The following is a 25,689-nucleotide window of genomic DNA, read 5'->3' as shown; positions in this document are numbered from 1 at the left end:
ACGAGCTTCTATAAAATGTCGGCAAAGTAATCATTGCCAACTCTGCTAAACATAACTTGTGTTGGGAAAAACGACATACCACTATTTGCCATGCCGACACAAGTGACAGCCCATTCCGATAAAGATGGAGGAAGCCTAAGACAAAGTGGTTCTTTGTCAGTCTGTACGGTTATAAGCGGGATCATGTCCTTAGTAAACCCTACGGACAAAACATCAAAGGTTTGATTTTTACCCTTAAACGTTAGCAATGGCTGCTTTGAACTATCGAAGAACACTTTGGCCCCTCGCTGGTTATAGAAATAATCCCCCTGGCTGTTTGCAATGGGTTCAACATCCAGCTTTGATTGCATTCTTTTATAATAATCGGATAGATTTTCACAACACAAGGCATTAAAATGTTCCGCATGCAAGTTGCTGCTTTTCTTGTGAAACTCGGCTATTGAATTGAAGTTACTTATGTAATTCAACAAAGCAATGAAAACAATTAAGTCGTCTGAATAGACTCCTGCGTTGGATTTGTACCACGAGATGTTTAATTGGATTATAACAAATTTCATTTTACGATATAGTTCAAGCTGTTGCTCGCTAATATTAAACCACTCGTCACCTAAAAGTTTTTTCTTTAGTGCAGCTTCAGGGCTTTCATATATCAGTGCAGCGTGTAGATTCTTTGACAGTTTTGTTATTATACCTGCCAGCATATCAGCCATTCTAAGGCCAACATGGTTCTTTGAATTTGTTTCTGAAACATTGGACAACCCAACACCAATAGCCGCACGCAATGTATTACTATCTTCATCCTCCTTGCCTTCTTTATCTAAGAGCAAAGTATAGTCGATAATTCCTTTTTCAGAAAGATATTTTTTGAACCCCCAAAATGCCATATTATAATTCCAATTAATATCAAAGCATTCGTTAATATCATCCAGTAATATTAAGATTTGTTCAAAAGCGGTACTTTCAAGGTGCTTTAAATCTGGATTTGCCTGATTTGCAACAATTCTTTCTTCAAAAAAGTTTCTTAAAAGAGCAACTAGTTCTTGAGTGTTTTCGTATAATCCACAGATAATGTCTTGAGGTTGATATACTACAATGGCTTTGATAATCGAATACTTCATTGCCTCCATATTAACAAAAACATTACTTTCATAATTTTTAAATAGTTGATGGACAATGAATTCCGTTTTACTTGCCACAGAAAAGTATACGTAAGTATTCGTGCTATATAAATCGAGCAAATCACTTATAAATCTAATGTTGCCTTTATTTAGTGACGCAAACCCATCTTTTAATTGTCTGGGTTTGAGAGTTTCGCTTTTAAGTTCGCCCTTTGATTTTCGATCAGCATATTTAGTTTCAAAATCAAGATATTTTTCTTCTATTGATTTTTCATCGGTTTTATCCCAACCAACAATTACAGTTGCAAAATTATCATAATAGTTTTCCGCAGTAACGGTTGAATGATTGATTTTTCTGCTATGTTCTGACTCATCATAGTAAAAATGAACTTCTTCGGTCATTATTATATCCTCCTTGCAAAAGGGATAGTGGTAATATGTTTGCTACTGAAATTATATCATATATCGCTGTTTTAGTCTTTGCTGATGGCGCAAATAAAAATAAGGGAGCGCACCCACTGGAATTTACTCCAATGGATACGCTCCCTTTTGCTATGCCATAAAAGTGTTCAAATCGCACCTTTTTTAGCGTGTTTTTCACCAAACAGAGAAAGATGATAAAAGATATTACCCATCCTTTTTACGGATGATACAGAGAAGATTTTTGCCCATTTTCAACCCTTTTCGGGGGTGTTTTTGCCTCTTTGCTCCTGTACATTGGGCAGACGATTAAATCGGTTCGGAAACTCTGCTTACAGTCATGCACACAGCGCCTACAAACCTTGTTGTACTGTCGCCTGCCGTTCTCACCAAAAAAGAAGCACCATTCCTTTTTCCATTTCTTGCTTCGGCTCATCGTTCAGGCACTTCCTTTTTCGGCTCTGCGACATTGGGCGTTCGCTCTGCACATTCTTTTTTCGCCTGAGAGAGCTGCCCAAGAACAGAGGGTTTTTCAGCCGCTTGTTCCTTTTCTTCAGCGCGTGGCCCGTTATTCACAATGCCGTCAATCATGCCGTAATCATCTTCCATAGCCATTTCTGCGTTCTTCAGGTAGTTTTCTTTTTCAAGAAACTGCGGTACTTCTGTAAATCCAAAGCTATCACAGTAATGGGCGGTGTCCTCGCCATTTTGATGAAGCACTACAATATCAGATACAGACATGGAGTGCCCCTTGAAATCCGCTGGGTGATCTAAATTGAATTTTTGATATAGGCTCTCCAAGCTATCCGCTCCGGTGAGGCTGCCTGCATACACAAGATTGTAATTCTCCTGGTTTACAGTAAGACCACGTTGCTCCAGACGATCCAAAGGCTCAAAGCGGTAATCTCGCATTTCCTCGGTGTCCTTGAGCTGATAGATGGAATAGGTATCGATCCCATACTCATCCTCATAGGCGGTGAGGCGTTCCGCAAGAGGGGCAACCTCTTTGGCAAGCCCCTGTTCCTGTTCCAAAAGCGCTAGTGTCATGTGGATTTTACCCGTGTCGCCGGAAAGCAGATTATCCGCAAGTGCCTCCTTTGCAGCCTGTGGGTCTTGCAAGGCTCTGTCGTATTCGGGGTGGTAGCCTCTGAAAAACTCGTCCAGATCAAAAGCAAGGTCAGTAGAGGCATCCAGCCTGTCCTCCATGGCAAAGGCGGCCTCCTCCGCAGAAACCGTGACACGGTACTCGTATGGAATATCCTCACGGGTGCCATCATAATTTTCGGTGAACGAATTGCCGTTGTGGTAAACATACCCACCATTCACAAACTCGCTTACTTCTTCCATGGCAATGTCACGGCCAAAGGCCTCATAGTCAATGTAGTTCGCAAGCTGCCCCATACTATCAAGATCATAGCCACCCACCTCATGCACATAGTAATAGCCCAAATCGTGGTGATTTTCTACCTCGGGGAGGAAGTCGTAATTCTCTGTGTTGTCAGCAAGGTTAATCAACTCTTGCACGCTGCCACGGTGTTCGCCCATTTCGATGGCTGCCGTAAAAGCGTTGTACTCGGTATCGTCCATTTCCTCAATCTTGCTCGCCAAATAGTTCAGCTCATCAAGGCTCTCATACTCGCCAAGCACATCGTAGAGGCCATCCACATAGCAGTCATAGTCTGTGGTAAACCACTCCTCATATTGCTTGCCATCAATGCCGATCCGCTGAAACACCTCTTGCAAGGTTTCGGGCGTGGTGGGGAATTTCACCCATTCGCCCACAAGGGCACCCTCGTTGTATTTGCCCAAATTGGTGATGTATGCCTCAAAAGGGCAATCGTGATTATCGTTAAAGGTCATTAGCGCGCTCCTTTCTCTTTGTTAAACTCGGTTTTGAAGTTGATGTACTTTCCGCCTGTATCCTCCATAACAATTACTGCGTCATAGGTTTTATCTTTCTTTTCGGAATACAGGCCTTTCACTTTGGTTTTGCCTTTGGTGAGAAAATCCGAAACCATCTTCTTTGTCAGATCCTTTTTGCGGGAAGTCCAAAAGCGGTCATTTTTCCAAAGGACGAAACCACAGCCACGATTGCCGCAATAGAAGTTCTTTTTGCCCTCGTACACCGGCTCGCCACAGCGAGGACAGATACCAAGGCTTTCCTTTTGAGGCTCAAACAACGCTTTTTTGTCGTTGTCCGCAGAGTAGTAAGTAACGCATAAGCCCTTTGCCATGCGCTCAATATCCTGCATGAAGCTGTCGGGGTCGGCAGCACCTTTGGCAATCTGCGTCAGGGCATTTTCCCATTCAGCAGTCAAGAGCGGTGAGGTCAACACCTCCGGTAGAATCTCAATTAAGGTACTGCCGTCCTTTGTGGGGATCAGGCTTTTGCCTTTACGCTCGGCAAAGCCGGAAGATACCAGCTTTTCAATGATAGAAGCTCTGGTGGCGGGTGTACCTAAGCCTTTCCGCTCTGCGTCCTCTGGCATGTCCTCCTTGCCCGCGCTCTCCATAGCGGAAAGTAAGGTATCCTCGGTATAGGGCTTTGGTGGTGTGGTGAAATGCTCGGTAATAGAGGCAGATACATTTTCAAAGGTCTGTCCCTCTACAACAGAGGGCATGGTGCTTTCCGTTTCGGTATCTTCCTCTGTCTTGTTTTTCAAAGAGGCACGGAATAAGCGGTCAATTTCTCGCCAACCCTCGCAGATCAGATTTTTGCCTTTGGCCGTAAAGTGGTACTCCCCACAAGTGAACACCGCCGTCACCGCCTCAAAGGTATGTGACTCTGCCACGGCACAAAGCAATTTGCAACACACCAGCAGCAACACATTTCGCTCGCCCACAGGCAATGCCGCCAAGTCGCTGTTTTCAAGCTCCATGGTGGGAATGATAGCGTGATGGTCGGAAACATCCTTGTCTGAAACCACAAGAGAAACATCCGGGAAAAAGTTGGAGCAGCTTTCAAAGGGTGATACGCTTGCCGCCATGTGTACCACGCAAGAGGCAGTTTCCATCATATCCGCCGTGAGATATTTGCTGTCTGTTCTCGGATAGGTCAATAGCTTTCGCTCATACAGGCTTTGGGCATAGTCCAAGGTCTGTTTTGCTGTATACCCGAAAATTCGGTTGGCCTCTCGCTGCAAAGTGGTAAGGTCAAAGAGTTTCGGCGGCTTTACCGTCTTTTGCTCTTTTTCCAGAGAAACACAAACGGCCTGCCTTTGATGGCAAGCCGTTTGCATGGTTTGTGCTTCTTCCAATGTGGGGATCTTCTCGCTGATTGCCTCGGTTTCCTCAAAGGCAAGTCGCACATGATGATACTTTTCTTTTTGGAAGCCTGTTATTTTGCGCTCACGCTCACAGAGCATGGCGAGGGTTGGTGTCTGCACACGGCCCACGTTCAGGGTTTTGTGATACAAAACGGAGAACAGCCTTGTGGCATTGATCCCGATGAGCCAGTCAGCTTTGGAACGGCAGAGTGCAGAGGCATAGAGTGGTTCAAAATCTGCTCCTGGTTTCAGCTCCGCAAAGCCGTCACGGATGGCACTGTCCTCCATAGAGGAAATCCAAAGGCGAGAAATGGGCTTATGGCAGCCAGCCATATTTACGACCAGACGAAAGATAAGCTCACCCTCACGTCCAGCGTCACAGGCATTGACAAGCTCGGTCACGTCCGCACGCTCCATCAGGTTTTTCAGAATGGCGAATTGAGTTTCTTTGCCCGGTGACAGGACATATTGCCATTCTTGCGGCAGAATGGGCAAATCCTCATATCGCCATTTTTTGTGTTGTTCGTTGTAGATACTTGCCTCTGCAAAGGAAACAAGATGCCCCACACACCAAGACACAAGAAGATTGTTACCCTCGATGTATCCGTCTTTTTTGTTGGTTGCGCCCAAGGCAGAGGCGATTGACATTGCCACGCTGGGCTTTTCTGCGATAATTAGTTGCATTAAATACCTCCTTTTTTATTGTGAAAATATAGGGTTGAGTGTATAATCAAGAAAAATAGTTTTAACAAATGAGCTAAGCGGATGCTATATTCTGCTGGGAGGGTGAATACATAAATGGGTTTATTCAGTAGATTATTCAATAAAACAGAAAAAACAGTGAGAGAGGAACAGCCTATTGTTGCTCCGATCCCACAGACACATTCACATAATTCAGCTTTTACACAAATACGGATTCCGTGTGATAAGTGCAACGGATTTTACAAAATTAGAGATGGAAAGCATGGGATGTTTGCTGGATGTTCAAGTTATCCTAATTGTAAATCAACGATTAACCTCCCAGAGTTGGTCTTAAAATACATAGAGATTTATGGATTGAATATATACCGCTGGGAAAAAGTATGCTATAAATGTGGGAAGTCAACACCCGTGTACTCTTACTATCTTAGCTATGACTTAGAAGATTTGGATGAAATGTTTTCTATGGGTGGTCCAACTGTCGGGTTGGGAGATTTAAGCTATATTGATGATCTCCTTTCCAAAGAAATTCCAAGTATTCAAGTGCGATATAGCAAAACAACAAATTCAAAGTATATGGCTAACGCATGCGAACATTGTGGGGCTCTACAAGGAAGAAATTATGTTGTAGATGATCCTCATGAAATTATTGGAGAGCTATGGCATAACCATGATATGGAAAAATTTCTGTTTAAAAAGTTTGAACTTGCGGATTTGACACCGCTAAAGACAGATATAAAGCGCCTCTATTCACAAGATGAATTTTAACTTACTAACCCGCCGTCAAAACTGACGGCGGGTTTTCTCATGCCTGCCTATTCGTCCTCTTGCTCGCTATCCTCCTCAAACAGTTCCAGTTCGGTGTCCTCGTCCTCATACTCATCATCTTCAAAATCCAGATCATCAAGCGTAGTGCCGCCGTGGCTGTCCTGCTTTGGTTTCATAATCTTAAAGTAGTAAAAGGCTCCGCCGCCAGCAAGCACTAGCACCACAAAGATGATAGCGAGAGGACTGCCGCTTTTCTGTTCAGGCTCCGGTTCTTCAGGAACAACAGCCTCTTTGCCCGTGCAAGTGCTGGTATCTGTTTTACAGGTCGGACAATTCATATTCACTGCGCCATGCTCGCATTTATCCGTACAAGTACAGGTCAAGGGGGCAACAGGAGCGGTACTTTGTCCCTCCTCCATAAGCGCCATCAAATCCGCCTCATCCACAAGGTTCAGAAAATGCACGGTGTTTTCGCCCTCTGCCGCACGGTCAACAATGATGTAAAAGTAATTGCCGTTTTTAGAAACAACGGTAATAAACTGCTTATCCTCGTCAGCCTCGCCCTCAATATCATCAACAAGAGTAAGGTTACCCTCTGGGGTGAGGGGTGTGGAGGATGTGACTTCGGGTGTCGGCTCCGGTTCGGAAGTGGTTTCTTCGCCACCACCGGCATAAGCGGTAACAGAAAAGCCACCCAACATCATGAGGGTGGCCATCAATACAGTACAGGTGCGGATAAGTTTATTTTTCTTCATCTTCAATATCCTCCGTGGTTTCTTCTGTGGTGTAAGGTTTAGGTAGCGCAATTTCACCGCTGGCATAGGCTTTCAAGAACGCCGCAAGTTCGCTACGCTCCAGCTTGACCGCTTTTACCATACGGACAATTTCAAGGTTTTCCTCCTCGGAAATTTTCTGCTCCAGATCACGAACCTTTTTCTGCTGTTCAGAGATTTTGACTTTTGTTTTCTCAATCTCGTTTCTCATTTTTTCAATCGCTGTCATGTAATAGACTCCTTTCAAATTGTGTTGTGTTCACCAGTTCATCAGGCCATAGCCGTAAATGTACTGGCTTGTTAATGGATAAATGCGGATTTTGCAAGCGTCACCGCTGTTGCCCTCTACGGTATAAACGGTGGTGTCGTCCTTGCCGATCACAATGCCTACATGGTCTGCGTCGCCGCTGCCATCCCAATCAAAGAAAATGATGTCGCCGGGTGCAAGGTCGGTGTAATTCCCGCTTGCCCATTGTCCATGGTCTCGAAACCATGGCACACCCTGAGAGGTACAGGCGGCAAATTTCGGTTCGCTATATCCCGCTTGGTTGAGGCACCATGATACGAAACAGGCACACCATTCCACACGGCCATTAAAACCGTACCAGCTCCAATAGGGCTGTCCGCCTACATTGCCCACTTGATTTTTCGCAAGTTCCACGATTGCCGTGTTGCCTGGTCGTGTGCCGTTTACAAACTGCACACCGCTTAGGTCGGTAGATGGGCTGCCATCAAGTGAACCACCACCAAAGAGCAGGGGCATATTGCCACTGGTTTCGCAGTAGATTTGATACATTTCTAACTGCTGTGGTGTAAGCTGGCTTGGTAAGATAGAGGCTAACCCGTTGTTTTTGAGGGTAACGGTCATAATGCGGTAGGTGTAGGGCACCTGCACGGTGTATGTATCGGAATGGGTTTCACCATTCTCATCCGTCCATGTATCGGTTCTGGTTTCGGTACGATAGCGTGTTTCGGTGGTTACTTTCTCCGTCAGCTTGTATTGCAAACCAAAAAGCCGATCTAACTCCGCCTGCACTTCACTGAGGGTATAGTCCTCATACTTGGCAGAGAGATAAGCGGCGAGCTGATGTGCATTGTGGTAAATACCATCAAGCTGATAGCAATATTCATCATAGCCGGGGTTTTGCTCCTCGTAGTGATCCAGCTTGTATTGCAAGGATTGCTCTTTGCCGGCATAGGTTGCCTCCACAGCTGCCATTTCTGTTTCTTCGGATGGATAAGTAGATGCGGCAACCGTGGATAAACCGCCGATCATCATATTGGAACAGGAAGCTACACCACCCATTAAGCTCATAACGAGCATGGCAACAAGGCCAATGGCAATGCCGCCTTTCCAATGCTTGGCGACAAAGGCAGTTGCCTTTTCGGTGGCCTCAGCCGTTTTCTTTACGGCACCACCTGTTTTCTGTGCCGTCTTTTGGGCAGTTCTCAAATCCTTTGCATAGTTGCGCTTAATCCGTTGCTTTTGCCAAAAGCGGGAAAGTGGATTGCCCGCAATGCTCGGATTTTCCGAAAGTGTCTTGCGGTAGAGAAAGTTGGTGTCAGCTTTCATTGCTGCCTTTTCCGCTGCCGCAAGCTCACGGTAGGGTTTCAGCCGATGATGGCGGATCACACGCTTGGCGGTTCGGCCACTGGTGGAGAGAACCTTTTCACCGGCACGCTCCACGCCATGGCCTGCCTCCACTCCAGAGTTTTCTTTTTCCACCTCATACACCTTACCGTGTACTTTCTGATGGATCGTGCTGCCGACACCGCCAGCGGCTTTGGAGGCAAGATTTTTCTTACCACTTTTGGGCATGGGCTTCTCCACTTCCTCAAAATGGAGTTTGGATTTGCCTTTCCCAGCCGCCTCATCAAAGGTGCGTTTGCGTGTGAGCTTTTTCTTGGTGGGGATATTTTCTTGTGCCGCCTCCAGCTTATCCGCTGCCTTTTCAGACTTGCGGATATACTTTTGTAAATCAGGGTTGGCAAGCTCCTCCTCTGAAAAATGCAACGAGCGAGAAAAGTTTTGTTGCTTTTCCCGCCCGCTGATATTCTCGCTTTCGCCTGTATATTGGTTTTGCTCGGTGGCGCCGTCCTGCGTCATTTTTTGTGTTACTTTATCCCGTGGCTTATACTTCTTCATCGTTCACCTCCCAAACGCAATGCTCCTGGCACCTACCTGTCAGAATATCCGCCATAAAGCGAAAGATTGGATATGCCTGTGGCGGGCACACGGCATTGCCTAACGTTTTCAGCCGTAAAGAACGGCCTTTCACATTTTCAGTAATGCGGGGAATGTCTGCCGGTTCGGTTTCCCATAGCTTTACGCCGTCCATCCCTGCGGGAAGCCCATCAGCCATTCCACCCAGTCGGGGTTCAAGGCTGCTGTATCCGAAATCGGGTTCTCCTTGAAGATGATCTGCGTGGCAAGGTTCGAGTGTTCCTCTCCTTTTTTCATGGACTCCGGTTTTAGCGTGCTGCGGTATCCGTCCGATGCCATCGGCGTTAAGTAGAACACCGCCGCTGACAGTGGCAGGCTCCAGATCGAGCCGTTTTTGTTTCGCTTGCGGAATATTCCATTCTCCGACAGGTACACATCCAGGCTTTTGACATCCTTGCCTGTGTTTTTGTCGGAGGCAAGGGGCGTAGGAAACATCAACCGCGACGATAAAAGTTCGTTGGCGCTCATGCCACGCACCGACGGCACAAGCCGGAAATACGAATGGCAAAACAGCGTATCCTGCTTTTGCCAAGTCAAAAATCGTTTTGTCGAGCCCCATATTGATGAAGCCAGCAACATTTTCCCCAAGCACGAAGCGGGGGCTAAGTTCTGTAATAACTCTGCACATTTCAGGCCACAAGTAGCGTTCATCCGCAAAACCTTTTCGCTGTCCTGCGGTTGAGAACGGCTGACATGGAAACCCGCCTGAGATAACGGTAACGGTGTCTTGTTCTGTTTGTTCAATAAAAGCCTCCTTTGTTAGTGTTGTAATATCTCTAAATTTTGGTACGTTCGGCCAGTGCTTTTCCAAAATGGAATAGGGAAAGTCGGCCCATTCGCATTGGCAGATTGTTTCAAAGCCTGCCGCCTCTGCCGCAAGGTCAAGGCCTCCGATACCAGAGAACAGGCTTAAATGGGTTAATTTTGTTTCTATTTCATTGTCACCTCCTAATTTTGAGCATAAGAAAACCCGCCTCATTTGAAGCGGGTTAGAATGCTTTATTCTAATGTTTTACAATGATTACTTTGACGGCACCAGCATTTTCAATATCTCGCCGGAACTCCTCCTCGTTTTGAATGAACCCTAAATCATATACAACGAACAGTTGACGCTCATATTGTTTGCTATAGGCTGTAATGTCTGCACTTATTTCTTCAATCACTTTTGACTTTCTATTCTCGCGTAACAATTTTACTTCAATACATAATTGTAATTTCGGAATAATGAAATCAGGAATATATTCTTTGCCGGAAAATTCGAATTTTCCTGTTTCTCGATCATAGTCAGTACCTTTGCTTAAACCTCGCCCCAGCAATAGAGACTCGATTGCATTTTGTACCTCAACCTCTTTTTGTGGTCTATCAAACATTACTGTGCGTAATCTAGAGAATATAAAGTTTTCAAGATTGTCAAATTCATCATCTGCGAAATCAACGCTTCCCTCTAAGCTAGCATACAGCATTTTTGCACTTACCCAGACTTGCTCAAGCGTTTTCTTTTGGGCAGGCCATGTGGAATCCGCCCACCCTGGCATTTTGTCCACTTCAAAGGTATAAAACATAGAGGGGACACGCAATAATTTCCTTGCCAGTTCTGCAAAATCATTATACATATGCGCCATATCTTTGAAACATGAATAGCGCCCAATTTCTGCGGCATCTTTATTATGTAATATATCTTCAATGGTGTCGCAAAAACCTTTTACCTGAGCGAGTAGAACCTTAAGCTCTCTTGTTGTGTCTAATGTATTTTTCGCCATTTGACCACCTCCTAATTGTTTTACATTATACCACCTACTTCCAACAAAAAATAGTTGTTTTCTTTATGATGCTACTTCCTCCGGTTTTGTCGTCATAATGCGGTACAGTTCAGTATCCGTTGGGAAACGATCCACGAAAGGCAGGATCACATTGCCATAGAAGATAAGCCCCTCGCCAGCCTCGGAGTGGGTCACATAGGAAAGCTGCTGTGGAGAGATATTGAGTTGCTTTGCAAGAATTTCTCTATCACCCGCTGCCTGATTGAGCATATATACAAAGTCGGAGTTCTCAAAGATATTTTCCACCTCACGAGAGGAAAGCAAGTCTTTCACGTTCTGCGTAATGCCAGTAGGAATGCCGCCCCATTTTCTAAAGCGTTTCCAAATCTCCACGGAATAGCTTGCGGTCTGTTCCTCTTTCAGCAAAAGGTGAAACTCATCAATGTAGTAACGGGTAGCACGGCCCTCACTGCGGTTGGCAGTCACTCGGCCCCACACCTGATCTTGAATAATCAGCATACCCAACTTTTTAAGCTGTTTGCCCAATTCCTTGATGTCGAAGCACACAAGGCGGTTTTGAATATCCACGTTGGTACGGTGGTTAAAGATATTGAGACTGCCCGTCACATACAGCTCTAGTGCAGAAGCGATACGCTGTGCTTCCGCCTCCGGTTGTGTCTTGATTTCCGCATACAAATCTTCAAGGATTGGCATTTTATCGGGACTTGGATCAGCGAGGTATCCACGGTACACGTTGGTTACGGCACGGTCAATTACTGTTTTCTCAATCGGCTGCAAACCATCCTTGCCGCCGACCACCAGCTCACACAAGGAGAGGATAAAATCACTTTTGAGCGCAAGGGGGCCGTCGTCCTCGGAGTAGTTGAGGTTAATATCCATGGGGTTGACAAACTGCTTGCTGGTAGGTGAGATTTTCACTACCTGCCCATGCAAACGCTGCACAAGGGGGTAATACTCCGCCTCGGGATCGCAGATGATAATATCATCCTTTGTCATCAGGAACGCATTGGCGATTTCACGTTTTGCAGAGAATGATTTACCGCTGCCCGGTGTACCAAGGATTAAGCCATTGGGATTTTTGAGCTGTTTTCGGTCTGCCATAATCATGTTGTTGGAAAGAGCGTTCAGCCCATAGTAAAGTGCCTCGCCAGACTGGAACAATTCCTGTGTGGTGAACGGCACAAAGATGGCGGTGCTGCTGGTGGTAAGGCTGCGCTTTATCTTGATTTGATTGACGCCCAATGGGATAGAGGACATAAAGCCCTGTTCCTGTTGGTAGTCCAGCCTTGTGAGCGTGCAGTTGTATTTCTGCGCCACACCTGCTGATTGAAACACATTGTTTTCAAGTTTCTGTTTGGTGTCGGCAAAGTTCACCACAAGGAAAGTGATGAGGAACATTCGCTCGTTGCGGCTCTGCAAATCACGCAATAGGTTTTTTGCCTCACCGCCATAGGTGGCAAGGTCAGAGGGGATAATATCCATGTCGTAGCCACTGCGAACCGCCTTTTTCTGTTCAGCAATCTTCATTGCGTCCAAGTCGGTGATTTTACGTTTGATGGTTTTGATGGCCTCGCTATGGTCGATACTGCGGATATGCAGATTTACCATCAAGCCATCCTGTGCCTCCATAAAATCGGCTAACATACGGTCATTGAGTTCAGGGGCGAGAATTTGCAAGAACGATACCGCCCCTAACTTCTTACCCATGCGAAACATTCGGTTGTCCCCAAAGCGAAACGAGGACGGAGCAATGTAATCTTTCACGGAAAGGCCGCTTTTCGGTAGCCAGTCCCAGGCAAAAGAAAAACGCTCACTGTCGGGATGGAATATCCCATGGAGCGTTTCCAGCCTGTGTTTGCCATCAAGTGGTTTTGCCGGTGCGCCAATCACCTTGAAATGATTGAGTACATCCGCCTCAATGCGGGAAAGCCTTGCCCGTGCAGCTTTTAGGTTATCGGCCTCAATGGTGAGGGTGAGATACTTGGATTTCACAAGGCCGTTGTTACCTCTGGCAAGCTGATTTTGCAACATACCCGAATACTCGGTGCGGATACTGTCAAAGTCATCGCCTTGCTCGCTGATTACGATACTCTGTTCAAAATCCTCTTTGTTGGTGGAACTGCTAATCAGAGAAAGCTGCACCCCAACCGAAGCGTCAAAGTAATTGTAGAAGTCGCAGAGGTTTTCAAAGGTAGCCGTCTTATCGTCCGGTTGGGCAAGCTGATAGTTAATATCTTCAAAGGCAATGCTTTTGGAATAGTGTTTTTCATCCAGCTTGCAGATACCGTCAGGATACATGATTTCAAAGGGGATACTCTGTTGTGCAGAGTGGGGTTTGCCGTCGCCCTTTGCCTTTTGGATCGTGCTGTTGATCGCCTTTTTATCTTTTGCGGTCAGTTTTCGTTTTTGTTCCGTATTTGACAATCTGTCTTACCTCCTTTTCCAGTTTGGATTGATTTTCGAGAGCGGAATAGAAATTGTTGGTCTGATACGGTCGCTCTCGTGGCCGTAAGAATTTGCTTTCAATCATCTGCCTTGCAATGACTTCAAGCGGCTGCCCGTTTCGCTCATACATGGCAAGCAGAAAGAACGGCAGCATAACAAGGATCATGCAAAGTGCCGCCATGCTTGTGTTGTATTCTTTGAGCAAAAAGAAAAGCGGTACTCCAATCAGCACCGCAGGGGCAAAGCAGCAAATCTGCCGTTTGGTTAAGTTGAGAAAGACTTTGGTTTTCACATTGGATAAGTCTTTTGGTACAGTTACATACGCCATAGTTCACCTCCTGGTTTAATGTGCGCCGAATATACTCTTTGCCATGCTGCCCGTCTTAAAGAGCGTGAAGCAAAGAAGTACGGTATAGCCCATGCAGCCCCAGATCGCCGCGGATATATCGGTTGCGGAACTGATGTTTTGGATCAGGATCGCATAGATACCCACACAGATCATAATGAGAAAGGCTTGGAAGCCGAGGGCAAGCAAAGACTTTAAGTAGTTTTGTCCAGTAGAGGACCATTCACGGTTGCCCATGGTGGCAAAAGGGATCGGTCCAATGGAAGTGACGAGATATATTTCAATCATACGTCCGTAGATCACAAGGAAGATACAGATTGACAGGGCATTCATGGTAAGCCCCACGATCATACTTTGAAACCACAGGCCAAGCAGCGGCCCTAACTCCATTGCGTTTAATTGTGCCTCCATATCGGGGATAGCCGTGGCAAGGTCAATATTGGTGTTAGAGATAATGACACCTGCGCTTTGACTTACCACATGCTGCGCCACGTCAAACACGCCCATTACGATATTCCATGTGTTGGTGACAAGCAGTACCGCAACAAAGGTTTTGAAAATCCACTTGAAGAAGATCCAAGTGTCTATGTCATGCAGATTATTTTTCTCAATGATAATCTGGATCAGTTCATAGCACATGACAAAAGTTAAAATGATACCGGCTATGGGGATAATGACCGTTTCAGACAAATTGCGAATAAGGTTGAACACGCCGCTGTTCCATGCCAGCGGCGTTGCTCCAACCTCACCTGCGATTTCGCCCACTTTGGTATTCACCGTGTCAAACATCCCCGACAAGTTACCGGTAATGCCGTCAACGAGCATGGCCTTTAGCCACTCGCCGAGTTTGTCGAGTATGCTTTGCATAAGTTATACCTCCATTAACCGAACAGGCCGGAAAGCAAAGGAACGAGAGTTGCACCGATCAGGGCGACACCGCCGCCCGCCATGAGCTGTTTCATGCCCTGAGATTTCGCGCCGGGGTTATCGTTACCATAACCCTCCAAGAGGTTGATAACGCCCCAAATACCAAGACCTGCGCCCAAAGCGATTACCAAAGTCTGCAAAACACCTACTGCTGAATTGAAAAATGCCATAAAGTTTTTCCTCCTAATTTTCGTTTATGTTTTCATCGTCTATGTTCAGTTCGTACAAATCAAAGAGTTCATCCGGTTTTACAATCGCCGGTTTTCTTTTCATGTACCGTTCTACATCAAAGATGTTTTTCTTGTCGGCGTCGGCAAGGTATTTGTAATTGGGGTGTTTGGTGATGTCGTATTTATCACTAAAAAACGGTCTGACACCTCGCACCTGTAAAATACACTTGCCTCCGTCCATGACTGCTATTTCGTCCTGGCTCATCAACTCCTTTCCAAGTTTGCTATATGTGAGACCGTGAGAAACCTGCGTACCCCGGTTCTCTGAGGTATTGAAACTGTCTATGGTTTCTTTCCCCAAAAGCTCCGAGATTTCTTTCAGCGTGGATTTCTCCTTGCCTCCCAAAAACAAGGTGGTATCGCAGTTGCCCACAATGGTATCTGCGTTATCCTTGTAAATGGCCTTTAACTGGCTTTGCGACTGCAAAATAATAGAAGCCGATATTTCACGGCTTCTGATGGTCGCAATCAATTTATCGAAATTGGGTATCTGCCCAATGTTGGCAAACTCGTCTAAAATGCACCGAACATGAACAGGCAACCTGCCGCCGTATTCATCATCCGCCTTATCGCAGAGCAGATTGAATAGCTGGCTTTGGAGCATGGCAATCACAAAGTTAAATGTGGTATCCGTGTCACTCATAATGAGGAATAAAGCTGTCCTTCTGTCACCGAGTGTATCAAGCTCCAGCTCGTCATACTCGAGCAGATCGCGCAGCTCCTTAATATCGAACGGGGCTAATCGGGCACCGCAGCTAATCAAGATGGACTTCGCTGTTTTGCCCGCCGCCAGCTTGTATTTCTTATACTGCTTCACAGCAAAATGCTCCGGTTCTTTTTCCTCCAAGCGAGTGAACATGAGATCAACAGGGCTTTCATATTCCTCGTCATCCTCACGGGCTTCACTTGCATTTATCATCTCCAGCAGCGTGATGAAGTTCTTTTCCTCCTCCGGTGCCTCATACCAGATATATCCGATCAGGGCGCAATACAAAAGCCGTTCTGCTTTCACCCAAAAATCTTCACCGCTTTTTTCGCCGTCGCCTTTGGTGTTGGCAATGATGGTATTGGTGAGCTTCAAAATATCCTTTTCATTGCGGATGTAGGAGAATGGATTGTAGTGCATGGACTTCTTGAAGTTGATGGTGTTGAGAACCTTGATACGATAGCCGCCATGCACAAGCATTTTGCCACATTCCACAAGCACTGTGCCTTTGGGGTCAGTGACGACATAGGATGAGTGCATTTGCATGAGGTTTGGCTTTGCGAAAAATCGTGTCTTTCCGGAACCGCTGCCGCCAATTACAAGAATGTTCTTGTTTCGGGCGTACTTCAGTTGCTTTGGACGGCTGCTCATGGTGAGCCGTTCCGTTTGGGTGAGCAGTGCGTTATTTTCAAACACAGGGTCTATGTAGGGTTTCATATCCTCCGCTGTGCCCCAACGAGCAGAGCCATATTCCATGCCTTTACGGTACTTCTTGGCATTCTTTCCCTTGAAGTACACCACCAATCGGATCACCACTGCACCAATTATCCCCACAAGAATATCCGTAAGGTGTAAGCTGGGTGCAAAGTTTTGAAAGGCAGAGGAAAAGCCGCTGCCAAGGTTCAGTATCTTTGCGGACAGATCGGCTCCTGGTGCAAGCCGTACCGCCTGCGAGACTTTATCGAACAGCCAAACAAAGAGCAGATAGGGCAGATTGGGTAAGATGAGTTTCTTGTAGTTTATTTCCCTCATAGCTCTGCACCTCGATCCTTGTGTTTCTCCCGATTGAGGACTTTGCCTTTCGACTTCGCCAAATCTTTCATCTGGGAGATTAGCTTGCGAATGGACGGCTTTTTCTCAATATCAAGGTTCTTGGCGGAGAACTCCTTGAAGGCAGCCGTCATAACATCTGCGTCACGCCCCTTGAAGAACACAAGGTATCGTGGGGGAACGGTACTACTATCCTTTTTCAGCGAAAAGTCAATTCCATACTTTTTTGCTGTGCTCCCAAAAGCCTTGATATTGTCGTTGGTGATCTCGATATTGGAAACAGCGGTGTTTTGCTTCATAAGGCTTTTGAGGGATTGCTTACCTTTGGTCGGCTGATGGAGTTTGTTTTTACCAGCACGCAACAGCATTTTGAGTGCCTTTTGCAGAGCAACCGCCGTCAGCTTAGTTGTTTTGATAGAGAGTGCCAAGGTTTTCTGTGTGATTTCTTCCTGCATAATTACCTCCTTTCGCCGCCACCATACAGGTCATGATTTACGAAGGCGGTATAGTAGCTGTCAATCGTTGATGGCGCATTGAACAACGCTGCCAACAGATATTTTTTGATATTGCGGACATAGGTGGTATTTGCCTGCATACTGTCAAGCACATACTCAATGTGAGAGCTGTCCAATTTCATAAGGCGAGACTTTACCACTTCCGCAGGGAAATCATCCCCGGCAATACGGATGTTTTGTCTTGCAGAACAAACAGTATCTACAATCAGTTCCACCAGTTCATCAAGGCGTTTACGGTCAAACCTTGGATTTTGAATGAGCAGGTCATATTCCAGATTGTCTAAAATGATTTCTCGATATATTTCTCTGGCTGACCTCTGATCCATTCCCATCCCATCCGCCGCTTGCGGCTCGTCCTCCAAAGGATTTGATTGGATAGGATTTGATTCTTGTATAATAGATTTTTGAGTATTTAATTCTTTAGTATTTAATTGTGCGGGGTTTTCCTGTTCAGGTTTTCCCAAGATTGGATTATCCAAGACTGGATTTTCCTGTTTAGGTTTTTCCCGCTCAGGTGATGGCGGTTTTGGTTGCTCCAAAATCGTGTACTGAATATCCGTAAGCTGTCCTTTGGGGTTTCGGGTACGCTCGCGGATCACATAGCCGTGCTGCTCCAGCTCACTCACTGCGGAACATATACTATCCACGCCATCCTTGCAGATTTTTGCAAGGCCTCTGGTGGTGTAGTCCCAATCCTCCGGCAAAGACAACATGAGCGAGAGCAAGCCTTTTGCTTTCAGCGAGAGCGCTGTGTTACGCAAATGGTGATTTGCCATGACGGTGTAGTCTTTTGTTTTCTCTATTCGGAATACTGCCATAAAGTTTTCCTCCTTTCCTAAAAATGGGCATAAAAAAACACCATAGACTTTTCAAAGAAATCTATGGTGCAACAAGGCAACGAGAAAGGGACACTACTCGCATAGTATCCCTTTTCTCATTCAATATTTAGTTTTTTTACCGTTTCCGCTTGCCTGTTGCCTTAAAAACATTGATTTTACTGGGTTTCTCTTTGTTTTCTTATCTCAACACAGCATTTGTAAGTGCTTTTTTTATTAGTTATTTTAAATTTTTTAGTTCTTCTTCTACTCCTTTAGATATTGAATTCTCTCCGCCAACTATTATTACATTTTTAATATTTGTATTTGATTTTATATATTCTACTACAGATTCGTCTAAGTACTTTTTAGGGGTTAGTATAATTGGAGCTTTATAAATACCTGTTAAGGAAGATGCACTTAACCCATCTGGATAATCTTCACCACTTGTAATTATTATAGTATCAACATCTATATTAAGATTTTCTTTATAATATCCTGCAATTATAGTAGACGTTTCATATCTGTTTTTTCCATCAATTTTAGTTGTAAATTCGTTTGGATAAAAACCATCTTTGATATTTATATCTCCCCATACAATTTTATGCTCTCCAGCCTCAATAGTCGGTCTACTTAAGTAGATACTTAATAAGTTATTATTTATTGGTTCATTTATTCCCACATATGGCGCTGAATATAATGAATCATAAAAATTATAACCATTTACATATATTGGAGTTATTTCACTATTACTTGATAATTTGTCTTTATATAATTTTTTTCTTAGCTCATTTACCTCATTTGCAGTTCCTATCCTATCATGTCCTGCAATTCTTTGTGTTTTAATCTTGGTATCATTTTTAATTCTATTTAAAACATCGTCTGATATGGTATTTTTACCACCTAGAACATATATTTCTTTAGGAGATAATCTCTTAGCTTCCTCAGTAACAAGTTGTTCAAGATTATTTTTTTTCACTAAAATTACTGGACTTTTAGTCTGTGACGTCAAACTGCCTCCAATTAAAGCATCTGAATAGACTTCTCCACTTGCTACAAACAAATAATCTGAACTTTCAAAATTATTCTTGCTCACGTATAGAGAAGTATCGTATCTGCTTTCCCCTGCTATTCTTGATACATTTAAACTATCTGCGCTAGAAATAGAAATACTTGAAGCTAATACCATAGAACCTAGACATAATGATATGATTTTTTTCATTTGTATGCCCCCCTTTATTAATATATTATTAATTTTAGTGTATCATATTAATTTAGAAAAACAGCTTTATGTTAATGTTTTGTAGTAATTTATTTTTTAGCAGAAAAATTGTAATAAATATATTATATTTGTTTCATCTTTTAAAAGTAGAAGTATGTATTTAAAATACCTATCTAGAACTTATTTATATCTACTAAAAAAGCACCTACATTTGTAGATGCTTCTTGCTCCTCTATCCCATAGGAATAGACAATTCTTCAATTTCTTTTTCTATTGATTTTGATATTGAATTTTCTCCTCCCACAATAATGACTTTTTCTATTCCGCTCTTTTCAATATATTTTTTAACAGAAGGATCTAATTTATTTTTAGGAGTTAAGCCAGCTAATATTACTTCTATTATTGCTATTTTACTTAAAGTTACCTCTTGCATTTTTTATCTATATTCGATTTTATCTTTTCTTTTATTAGCAATCGATCTGTATTAGATATAATGAATTTATCTTTCTTAATATTCTTATAATCTTCATATCGCTAACTGTCGAATTGTCACTGATTATATATTAATAAGTAAACTTTTGTTATTTAATTGTAAATTTTTTTAATGCTCTATAACTCTTTTTTGTTGCAACAAAAAAGAACCTTATTGGCTCTCATGTTATATCAATATATCTCGCTTAAAAAGTCTTCTTTTAATTTAATATTTCAACAGTTTTTAATATATCTAAGTACTTATAGTCATTTTCACATACTTACTCTATGTTACCTTTCATATATACCCGTGTATGCAAAAAAATATTTTTTAATACACCTAGTTTATTTTACTATTTTTCATAGCAAAAAACAGATCTATATAAACCAAATACCTCTCTTCCGACCTATTGTAAGTATCATATTTAAAAATTGTCAATAAAAAACTTGTATCTATTCACATTTTCACACAATTTATCAACTTCTATACACACTAAAAAAACCCAATTTCCACATGGAAACTGGGTTTTTTTTAGTGTGTATATATAAGAAATACCATCTCTTTGATATATGAACTTATTGTGTTTTCAAGTATTCCACATACAGAAGTGTATTGTTAGTGTATTATAAAGTATCATAGTTTTCTATAATGTTATATTATTTCTATTCTGTCATGCTCAAAATTGTATCTATTTACTATTTTTTTAATATCATGTAATTATACACTATTCAGTTATTTTTTTAAATTATGGTATAATTTACTTATGATTATCAAAAAGGGAGGAATATTTATTGTTTTTTTATGAAACTATTATTATCCAATTATTAAAAGAAGAACCTCACAATACCTTCATTTCTATTAAAAATATCATTGAACTGATTTTAAGCATTGTAAATATCTATTTTGTTTTTTTAGTTTATAAATTAAATAAAAAAGAAAGCAACCCAAAATTAGGTTTTTCAACAAATATAAAGGAATATGATTTTAAGAGTAATTTAAGTAAGACATTTGATCATAGTAATGGTATATTTTCTGATAGAATAAAACTTTTAAATGTCAAAATTCGCAATAATGATATTGATCATAAGAGATTTCCCTATGAAAATCATAATTCTAAATCCCTCTATTTAAAAATATCAAATACTGGAGATTTTCCTGCTACAGACATAGTTATTAATATTGATTTTATAATCAAAAGAACTCTCTGGGATAAAAATTTAGACCCTTTAAGTATAAGTGCTGAGGATTGTAACATAGTGAAATACAAAATATTTTCTGAAGAGCTTAAGATCGATTATATTCCAGCCCAATCAGATGAAATTGTTTTTTTAACGATTTTATATGGAACTTTTATTTCAGCTGATCTTGTTATTAATAGTGCTAAATCTAACGAAATGAAGTTTATAAAAAAACCAACTAAATTATATACTTACTTTCATGAATCTTATGATAACTATTCCGACTCGGCACAGTTCAGAAGTATTATGGGTATCCCCTTGTTATAAGAATAATATAATGGCACAAGAATATAAATAACACAAAAGTACTATTGAATTATTTAGCGAATAACTAACTATTTCCAAAAACAGTATTTATGGAATAGTTAAGTGAAACAATTGAAAAATAAGCGTTATTAAAATTGAGTAGAGCAGATTTAATATGTTTAAGTTTGCTTTATTTTTGTTTACTAAGGTTATGTCTATAATTTTAGCTATTTTATAAATTTAAATATAAATTTTCTTATTTTTCATGCATACTAATTATTATTATTTACTACACTTAAAATAAATTAATTTATTATATCTTTTTATTGAATTTTCTAAATTTTCTCTATTTTTATGTTGACATTTTTAAAATCTTATGATAGCGTGAAATTAAGACACTTTTACTTGATATTTTTTAAATTTAAAATATTATACAATTATTTTATTCTTATTTTTCACATTAAATAAATTACTTTCGAAAAATATTCACTTTTTAGTATTTTCAGTTACTGTATTTTCTTTTTTTATTTTATTTTAAAATTTAAAGTATAACATAAATAGAAGAAAATCTATTGTTCTTCTACTCTATGATAGTTATTAATTTAATATATTTTATTTAAGAAGGAGATTCTTATGAAAAAAAATATTAATATTTTTATAGTATCTACATTATTATTATTATCGGTTTTATTACTATTCGCATGTTCTAAGGAAAATAAAACTCCTGATAAAAATATTCAAAAACAATTTATTGAAGATGCCATTAATTATAATAATAAAGAGAGTAATAAGAAAAGAGATAGATTTATTGTTACAAAAAGTAATATGAAATTTAGTGATGGAACAACTTCAAGTATAAGTTCTAAAATGATCTTAAACTCTAGTCCAATGAGTGCGAAAATGACATCTTCTAATGACAAAAATATTGAAGGTTTTTACCAATTTTTGAACAATGATAAAAGTGTTGACTTTTATACTAATACGAAAAATCAAGGATTAGATGTGCGAAAAAATGTTGATAAAGGACTTGAGTCTCTTTACTCTGCGATGAGTACAGGAAGTCTAACAGGAAGTGCAAATGATTACAAAATAATAGGAGAAGAAAATTTAGATAATAAGATTACATGCAAACTAAAAAAAGATCTTTCACTAAGTGAGTATAAAAAACATATCGATAATCTGGTTGTTGATGGTATTGTTGATGAAAAATTTGTAAAAGAAAATAAATACTTACGGGATATTATTAATGACCTAGATGAAAATGGTTTTTTCATTTACTATTGGGTGGAAAAAAATACGCATAAGCTTTTGAAGATGGAAATGAATAATAGTTTATCAGAATTCGTTTCTTATTATTATAATAATAAAAACGGTAAAAAACCACCGATATCTACCATAGTTACAACTAACTTTCAGTATGATAATGTTGAAAAATTAAAAAGACCTACAAATTAAATATGTTATATAATTTTTAAACTGGAGGAAATGACATGACAAAAAGAGCAATTGCAGTATTTTTATTAGTAGCAACATTTTTTCTTTCGAGAGTGTAAAGTCTGAAGCAGTAACATTAACTCGAACAAAAACTGGATTGTATGGAATACAATGTATAATGACCTTTGACAAAGTAAATAACGTTGTTTCTGGTGCAAGGAATGTATCATTCGGAGTATTAAATGCTCTAGCATCTTATAAAAATTTTTATTATAATCCAATTAGATACAATAATAATAGTGTTTATAAGGTTGAATCTTCAGGAAGATATATGGAATTAGGTGATGATAAAGCACAAATTATAAATTACGTATTTGATGGATATAAGTAAAAAATAATATTTATAAAAATAAATTAAAAAAGGGGAAAATAAAGGAGTAGTCAAATGCTCCCCCTTTTCTTTGTATCTATTACAATATAAATTTGTTATTGTCAAATAGTATCATTAGATTATAATAATTCTATTTTTACAACAAGAATTTACTACTTGCTATTCTATCGCTTTCGTATCTATCTTTGCCTTCGCCCACGTACATTATTTCATACTTATTCTTATCTACTGTCCCATTATCAGGATATATTTTAGTTTTATGTAGTTTGGCTATCATTTCAGCTGTAGTTTTATCAGGTTCCCCATCATATACTACTGCTCTAGGTTTGGTAGTATCTACTCATTCACTAGCACTAATATAGCCAAAACCTCTTATTTTATACCACGTATTACCACTATTATCCTTAATTATTGGCCACAATAGTTTTGTTACTACAGATAAATTCTATACACATAAAGATATCGCTGAACTCAAAAAAGCCATCGATTTGATATAATTCAAAATATTATTTGTGTATTATAGCAAAAAATAGATAAAGTTTTTCACATTTCCACACAATTTATCAACTTCCATACACACTAAAAAACCCCAGTTTCCAATCGGATACTGGGGTTTGTAATTTCTGTATATATAAGAAATACTATCTCTTTGAGAACTGAGGTGCTCTTCTGGCAGCCTTCAAACCGTATTTCTTTCTTTCCTTCATTCTTGAGTCTCTTGTCAAGAATCCTTCAGCCTTTAATGCAGATCTTAAATCTTCATCAGCCTTTAATAAAGCTCTAGATATACCGTGTCTGATAGCTCCAGACTGTCCAGTGTATCCACCACCTTCAACAGATACGATTACATCATACTTGTTTTCGTTTCCTGTTAATACAAGAGGTTGCTTTACATCTCTTATTAAAGTTTCATAGTTGAAGTACTCATCTAAGTTTCTTCCGTTTACCTTTATATTACCTTCTCCAGCTACTAATCTTACTCTAGCTACAGAATTTTTTCTTCTTCCTGTTCCGTAATATTGTACATTAGCCATTAATTAAATCCTCCTCTCGAAATCCTACTTAAAGTTTAAAACCGTTGGGTTTTGTGCTGCATGTGGGTGTTCATTTCCTCTGTATACTCTTAGTCTAGTCATCATTCTATCTCTAAGTTTATTCTTTGGAAGCATTCCGCTGATTGCATGAGCCACTACTTCTTCTGGCTTCTTTTCCATCATTTCTTTATAAGATATTTCCTTTAACCCACCTACATAACCTGTATGGTATCTGTAGAACTTCTGAGTAAGTTTCTTACCAGTAAGAACTATCTTTTCCGCATTTAATACTACTACAAAATCTCCACCATCCACGTGCGGTGTAAATGTTGGCTTATTTTTTCCTCTCAATATTGTTGCTATTTCAGTTGCTATACGACCTAATGTCTTTCCTTCAGCATCAACAATATACCAGTCTCTTTTAACGTCTGCTGGCTTAGCTATATAACTTTTCATTAAAGACCCTCCTTAACTTTTCACATTGTGTTTTTGAATATATGTAAAGTCCGGGGCGAAGTGGACTTATTAACGCATTCTCAAATATTTTACTACTATAATAGTCAATTGTCAATATTTTATGCTCAATTATGTATTATTTTTTTACTTCATTTATAGTTATTTTTTGATTCACTATAATATCTATGAATTAATTCTAAAGTTATATTTTTTTCAACCCTAATTATCTAAATTTATATTCTTTTACTATAGTTTTTTTCTATTAATGTAAGTAGTATATAGTTTTTTTCTTTTCTATATTTAATTGTAAATATATTGCATAGAATCTATGGTATACTACAACTTGATATTTATATTTATATAGGAGGTATTATAATGAAATTAAGAAAACAATTACTAGCTTCACTTCTATGCTTAAGCTTAGTAGGTGCAGTTGGTTGTACACAAAAAGACAGTTCTGATTCTTCTAACTCAAACAAGCAAGAACAGAAAGCTGCTGATGAAGTTGCAGGTGTGTCTCTTAAAAATCCAATCAAAGTGGATAAAGAAGCTAAGACAGTTACTATTTTAAGTAGAGTTAATGGAAAGTATTTCACAGAACCTACTCGTCATGCTTCTGTTTTCAAGGAAGGAAGTAATGGAGAAAAATCAATTTTCACTGCATATGCTGACCACGTAGCTTTCCACAAAGGTCTAGTTGAGATTGGTGCAAAAGCAGGAGAAAATATGACTCCTGATAACGCTACAAAGACTAAGGTAGAAGGTAGCACTATAAAGGCAGAAGTGACTTGGGATGGTGCTGATAAAGCGTACGATATAAACGAAGTTGTAAAAGACAGCAACAATACAAAGATTGATTTTAAATTTGGTGGAAACTTAGAAAGAGCCAAAGAAAAAAATACAGGTTGTCTTACATGCCTTGACAGCTGTCCTGTAGGTATAATCTCTAACGCAGCATATACTTATGGATCAGTTGAAAATACTAAAGAAGTTGGTTTCACAGGAAATGATAAGATCCTTCCTGAAGATGGAACATATGTAGCTGTAGTATATACATTACAAGATTAATTAGAAACTTTTTCTTGTATGTTTTAAACAGTTTTGTACCAATAT

At 40.5% G+C, this 25,689-nt stretch carries 24 protein-coding genes and 2 pseudogenes; 5 read left to right on the top strand and 21 right to left on the bottom strand.

What is annotated here, in order from left to right:
- Positions 1-8: 8 nt before the first annotated feature.
- The 3 genes from C0982_RS08550 to C0982_RS08535 form a co-directional block, all read right to left on the bottom strand.
- A complete protein-coding gene (locus tag C0982_RS08550; protein WP_101773809.1) occupies positions 9-1,520 on the bottom strand; it encodes a DUF3800 domain-containing protein in 1,512 nt (503 codons plus the stop codon).
- A gap of 450 nt (positions 1,521-1,970) precedes the next feature.
- On the bottom strand, positions 1,971-3,398 hold the full coding sequence (locus tag C0982_RS10955; RefSeq protein WP_101773807.1) for an antirestriction protein ArdA: 1,428 nt from the start codon (positions 3,396-3,398) through the stop codon (positions 1,971-1,973).
- Positions 3,398-5,488 carry a type IA DNA topoisomerase gene (locus C0982_RS08535; protein WP_101773806.1) on the bottom strand — a complete coding sequence of 697 codons (2,091 nt, stop codon included), beginning with the start codon at positions 5,486-5,488 and terminating at the stop codon, positions 3,398-3,400. Before C0982_RS08535 ends, C0982_RS10955 begins: the two co-directional genes overlap by 1 nt.
- A 114-nt stretch (positions 5,489-5,602) precedes the next feature.
- On the opposite strand from C0982_RS08535, the gene C0982_RS08530 reads away from it, so the two are divergent.
- Complete coding sequence (locus C0982_RS08530; protein WP_101773805.1) at positions 5,603-6,271, top strand: topoisomerase DNA-binding C4 zinc finger domain-containing protein; 669 nt, start codon at positions 5,603-5,605, stop codon at positions 6,269-6,271.
- A 47-nt stretch (positions 6,272-6,318) separates the two neighbouring features.
- Here C0982_RS08530 and C0982_RS08525 read toward each other — a convergent pair whose 3' ends face one another.
- The 15 genes and pseudogenes from C0982_RS08525 to C0982_RS08460 all read right to left on the bottom strand — a co-directional run bounded on the left by C0982_RS08525 (position 6,319) and on the right by C0982_RS08460 (position 19,738).
- Positions 6,319-7,026 carry a DUF4366 domain-containing protein gene (locus C0982_RS08525; RefSeq protein WP_101773804.1) on the bottom strand — a complete coding sequence of 236 codons (708 nt, stop codon included), beginning with the start codon at positions 7,024-7,026 and terminating at the stop codon, positions 6,319-6,321.
- Positions 7,013-7,273: a DUF4315 family protein gene (locus C0982_RS08520; RefSeq protein WP_101773803.1), complete on the bottom strand. Its 261-nt coding sequence runs from the start codon at positions 7,271-7,273 to the stop codon at positions 7,013-7,015. Before C0982_RS08520 ends, C0982_RS08525 begins: the two co-directional genes overlap by 14 nt.
- 30 nt (positions 7,274-7,303) lie before the next feature.
- Positions 7,304-9,190 carry a CHAP domain-containing protein gene (locus tag C0982_RS08515; protein WP_101773802.1) on the bottom strand — a complete coding sequence of 629 codons (1,887 nt, stop codon included), beginning with the start codon at positions 9,188-9,190 and terminating at the stop codon, positions 7,304-7,306.
- Entirely contained in the window at positions 9,177-9,383 is a 207-nt protein-coding gene (locus C0982_RS10910) for a hypothetical protein (protein WP_330399825.1), read from the bottom strand. Before C0982_RS10910 ends, C0982_RS08515 begins: the two co-directional genes overlap by 14 nt.
- Positions 9,384-9,746: 363 nt before the next feature.
- Positions 9,747-10,247: pseudogene (locus C0982_RS10905) on the bottom strand (DNA cytosine methyltransferase); the annotation flags it as partial.
- Positions 10,248-10,272: 25 nt separating this feature from the next.
- Positions 10,273-11,028, bottom strand: a complete 756-nt coding sequence (locus C0982_RS08505; protein ID WP_101773800.1) for a PD-(D/E)XK nuclease domain-containing protein — start codon at positions 11,026-11,028, stop codon at positions 10,273-10,275.
- A gap of 63 nt (positions 11,029-11,091) precedes the next feature.
- Positions 11,092-13,473: a VirB4-like conjugal transfer ATPase, CD1110 family gene (locus tag C0982_RS08500; RefSeq protein WP_101773799.1), complete on the bottom strand. Its 2,382-nt coding sequence runs from the start codon at positions 13,471-13,473 to the stop codon at positions 11,092-11,094.
- The gene (locus C0982_RS08495; RefSeq protein ID WP_101773798.1) at positions 13,430-13,822 is read right to left on the bottom strand and encodes a PrgI family protein; all 393 of its coding nucleotides are present in this window, start codon (positions 13,820-13,822) and stop codon (positions 13,430-13,432) included. The genes C0982_RS08500 and C0982_RS08495 overlap by 44 nt, the downstream gene beginning before the upstream one ends.
- 15 nt (positions 13,823-13,837) lie before the next feature.
- Positions 13,838-14,707: a VirB6/TrbL-like conjugal transfer protein, CD1112 family gene (locus tag C0982_RS08490; protein WP_101773797.1), complete on the bottom strand. Its 870-nt coding sequence runs from the start codon at positions 14,705-14,707 to the stop codon at positions 13,838-13,840.
- A 14-nt stretch (positions 14,708-14,721) separates the two neighbouring features.
- Positions 14,722-14,937 (bottom strand): Maff2 family mobile element protein, encoded by a 216-nt coding sequence (locus C0982_RS08485; protein WP_006773673.1) that lies wholly within the window; start codon positions 14,935-14,937, stop codon positions 14,722-14,724.
- Positions 14,938-14,950: 13 nt separating this feature from the next.
- Positions 14,951-16,570, bottom strand: a pseudogene (locus C0982_RS08480) (VirD4-like conjugal transfer protein, CD1115 family); the annotation flags it as partial.
- Positions 16,571-16,731: 161 nt separating this feature from the next.
- Entirely contained in the window at positions 16,732-17,208 is a 477-nt protein-coding gene (locus C0982_RS08475) for a PcfB family protein (protein ID WP_101773795.1), read from the bottom strand.
- A 2-nt stretch (positions 17,209-17,210) separates the two neighbouring features.
- On the bottom strand, positions 17,211-18,086 hold the full coding sequence (locus C0982_RS08470; protein ID WP_101773794.1) for a DUF6017 domain-containing protein: 876 nt from the start codon (positions 18,084-18,086) through the stop codon (positions 17,211-17,213).
- 238 nt (positions 18,087-18,324) lie between these two features.
- Entirely contained in the window at positions 18,325-19,305 is a 981-nt protein-coding gene (locus C0982_RS08465) for a cell wall-binding repeat-containing protein (protein WP_101773793.1), read from the bottom strand.
- Between the two features lie 232 nt (positions 19,306-19,537).
- Positions 19,538-19,738, bottom strand: coding sequence for a cell wall-binding repeat-containing protein (locus C0982_RS08460; protein WP_101773792.1), 201 nt, complete (start codon positions 19,736-19,738; stop codon positions 19,538-19,540).
- Between the two features lie 830 nt (positions 19,739-20,568).
- On the opposite strand from C0982_RS08460, the gene C0982_RS08455 reads away from it, so the two are divergent.
- The 3 genes from C0982_RS08455 (at position 20,569) to C0982_RS08445 (ending at position 23,086) form a co-directional block, all read left to right on the top strand.
- Complete coding sequence (locus C0982_RS08455) at positions 20,569-21,282, top strand: hypothetical protein (RefSeq protein WP_101773791.1); 714 nt, start codon at positions 20,569-20,571, stop codon at positions 21,280-21,282.
- Between the two features lie 612 nt (positions 21,283-21,894).
- Positions 21,895-22,716, top strand: coding sequence for a hypothetical protein (locus C0982_RS08450; protein WP_101773790.1), 822 nt, complete (start codon positions 21,895-21,897; stop codon positions 22,714-22,716).
- 157 nt (positions 22,717-22,873) lie between these two features.
- Positions 22,874-23,086: a hypothetical protein gene (locus tag C0982_RS08445; RefSeq protein WP_101773789.1), complete on the top strand. Its 213-nt coding sequence runs from the start codon at positions 22,874-22,876 to the stop codon at positions 23,084-23,086.
- Positions 23,087-23,222: 136 nt separating this feature from the next.
- Here the strand turns inward: C0982_RS08445 and C0982_RS10570 are convergent, their stop codons facing one another.
- The 3 genes from C0982_RS10570 to rplM form a co-directional block, all read right to left on the bottom strand.
- Positions 23,223-23,363 carry a hypothetical protein gene (locus tag C0982_RS10570; protein ID WP_180946919.1) on the bottom strand — a complete coding sequence of 47 codons (141 nt, stop codon included), beginning with the start codon at positions 23,361-23,363 and terminating at the stop codon, positions 23,223-23,225.
- A 364-nt stretch (positions 23,364-23,727) separates the two neighbouring features.
- Complete coding sequence (gene rpsI, locus C0982_RS08440) at positions 23,728-24,120, bottom strand: 30S ribosomal protein S9 (RefSeq protein ID WP_101773788.1); 393 nt, start codon at positions 24,118-24,120, stop codon at positions 23,728-23,730.
- Positions 24,121-24,144: 24 nt separating this feature from the next.
- Positions 24,145-24,576, bottom strand: a complete 432-nt coding sequence (gene rplM / locus C0982_RS08435) for a 50S ribosomal protein L13 (RefSeq protein ID WP_101773787.1) — start codon at positions 24,574-24,576, stop codon at positions 24,145-24,147.
- Between the two features lie 375 nt (positions 24,577-24,951).
- Between rplM and C0982_RS08430 the strand changes: the two genes are divergently transcribed.
- Complete coding sequence (locus C0982_RS08430; protein ID WP_101773786.1) at positions 24,952-25,644, top strand: YdjY domain-containing protein; 693 nt, start codon at positions 24,952-24,954, stop codon at positions 25,642-25,644.
- Positions 25,645-25,689 lie beyond the last annotated feature (45 nt).

The sequence above is a fragment of the Peptostreptococcus faecalis genome (assembly GCF_900240845.1).
GTDB classification, from domain to species: domain Bacteria; phylum Bacillota; class Clostridia; order Peptostreptococcales; family Peptostreptococcaceae; genus Peptostreptococcus; species Peptostreptococcus faecalis.
The sequence above is the reverse complement of the archived record's forward strand: the minus strand, read 5'-3'. Positions and strand labels throughout refer to the sequence as shown.

Excerpts from the sequence above, each read along its gene's own strand:
- C0982_RS10955 (WP_101773807.1), bottom strand. The coding sequence starts at position 3,398 with ATGACCTTTAACGATAATCACGATTGCCCTTTTGAGGCATACATCACC.
- C0982_RS08515 (WP_101773802.1), bottom strand. The coding sequence starts at position 9,190 with ATGAAGAAGTATAAGCCACGGGATAAAGTAACACAAAAAATGACGCAG.
- C0982_RS08450 (WP_101773790.1), top strand. The coding sequence starts at position 21,895 with ATGAAAAAAAATATTAATATTTTTATAGTATCTACATTATTATTATTA.
- C0982_RS08460 (WP_101773792.1), bottom strand. The coding sequence starts at position 19,738 with ATGCAAGAGGTAACTTTAAGTAAAATAGCAATAATAGAAGTAATATTA.
- C0982_RS08550 (WP_101773809.1), bottom strand. The coding sequence starts at position 1,520 with ATGACCGAAGAAGTTCATTTTTACTATGATGAGTCAGAACATAGCAGA.
- C0982_RS08485 (WP_006773673.1), bottom strand. The coding sequence starts at position 14,937 with ATGGCATTTTTCAATTCAGCAGTAGGTGTTTTGCAGACTTTGGTAATC.
- C0982_RS08470 (WP_101773794.1), bottom strand. The coding sequence starts at position 18,086 with ATGGCAGTATTCCGAATAGAGAAAACAAAAGACTACACCGTCATGGCA.
- rplM (WP_101773787.1), bottom strand. The coding sequence starts at position 24,576 with ATGAAAAGTTATATAGCTAAGCCAGCAGACGTTAAAAGAGACTGGTAT.
- C0982_RS08490 (WP_101773797.1), bottom strand. The coding sequence starts at position 14,707 with ATGCAAAGCATACTCGACAAACTCGGCGAGTGGCTAAAGGCCATGCTC.
- C0982_RS10910 (WP_330399825.1), bottom strand. The coding sequence starts at position 9,383 with ATGGACGGCGTAAAGCTATGGGAAACCGAACCGGCAGACATTCCCCGC.
- C0982_RS08535 (WP_101773806.1), bottom strand. The coding sequence starts at position 5,488 with ATGCAACTAATTATCGCAGAAAAGCCCAGCGTGGCAATGTCAATCGCC.
- C0982_RS08430 (WP_101773786.1), top strand. The coding sequence starts at position 24,952 with ATGAAATTAAGAAAACAATTACTAGCTTCACTTCTATGCTTAAGCTTA.
- C0982_RS08520 (WP_101773803.1), bottom strand. The coding sequence starts at position 7,273 with ATGACAGCGATTGAAAAAATGAGAAACGAGATTGAGAAAACAAAAGTC.
- C0982_RS08475 (WP_101773795.1), bottom strand. The coding sequence starts at position 17,208 with ATGCAGGAAGAAATCACACAGAAAACCTTGGCACTCTCTATCAAAACA.
- C0982_RS08530 (WP_101773805.1), top strand. The coding sequence starts at position 5,603 with ATGGGTTTATTCAGTAGATTATTCAATAAAACAGAAAAAACAGTGAGA.
- C0982_RS08525 (WP_101773804.1), bottom strand. The coding sequence starts at position 7,026 with ATGAAGAAAAATAAACTTATCCGCACCTGTACTGTATTGATGGCCACC.
- C0982_RS08445 (WP_101773789.1), top strand. The coding sequence starts at position 22,874 with ATGACCTTTGACAAAGTAAATAACGTTGTTTCTGGTGCAAGGAATGTA.
- C0982_RS08505 (WP_101773800.1), bottom strand. The coding sequence starts at position 11,028 with ATGGCGAAAAATACATTAGACACAACAAGAGAGCTTAAGGTTCTACTC.
- C0982_RS10570 (WP_180946919.1), bottom strand. The coding sequence starts at position 23,363 with ATGATAGCCAAACTACATAAAACTAAAATATATCCTGATAATGGGACA.
- C0982_RS08495 (WP_101773798.1), bottom strand. The coding sequence starts at position 13,822 with ATGGCGTATGTAACTGTACCAAAAGACTTATCCAATGTGAAAACCAAA.
- rpsI (WP_101773788.1), bottom strand. The coding sequence starts at position 24,120 with ATGGCTAATGTACAATATTACGGAACAGGAAGAAGAAAAAATTCTGTA.
- C0982_RS08465 (WP_101773793.1), bottom strand. The coding sequence starts at position 19,305 with ATGAAAAAAATCATATCATTATGTCTAGGTTCTATGGTATTAGCTTCA.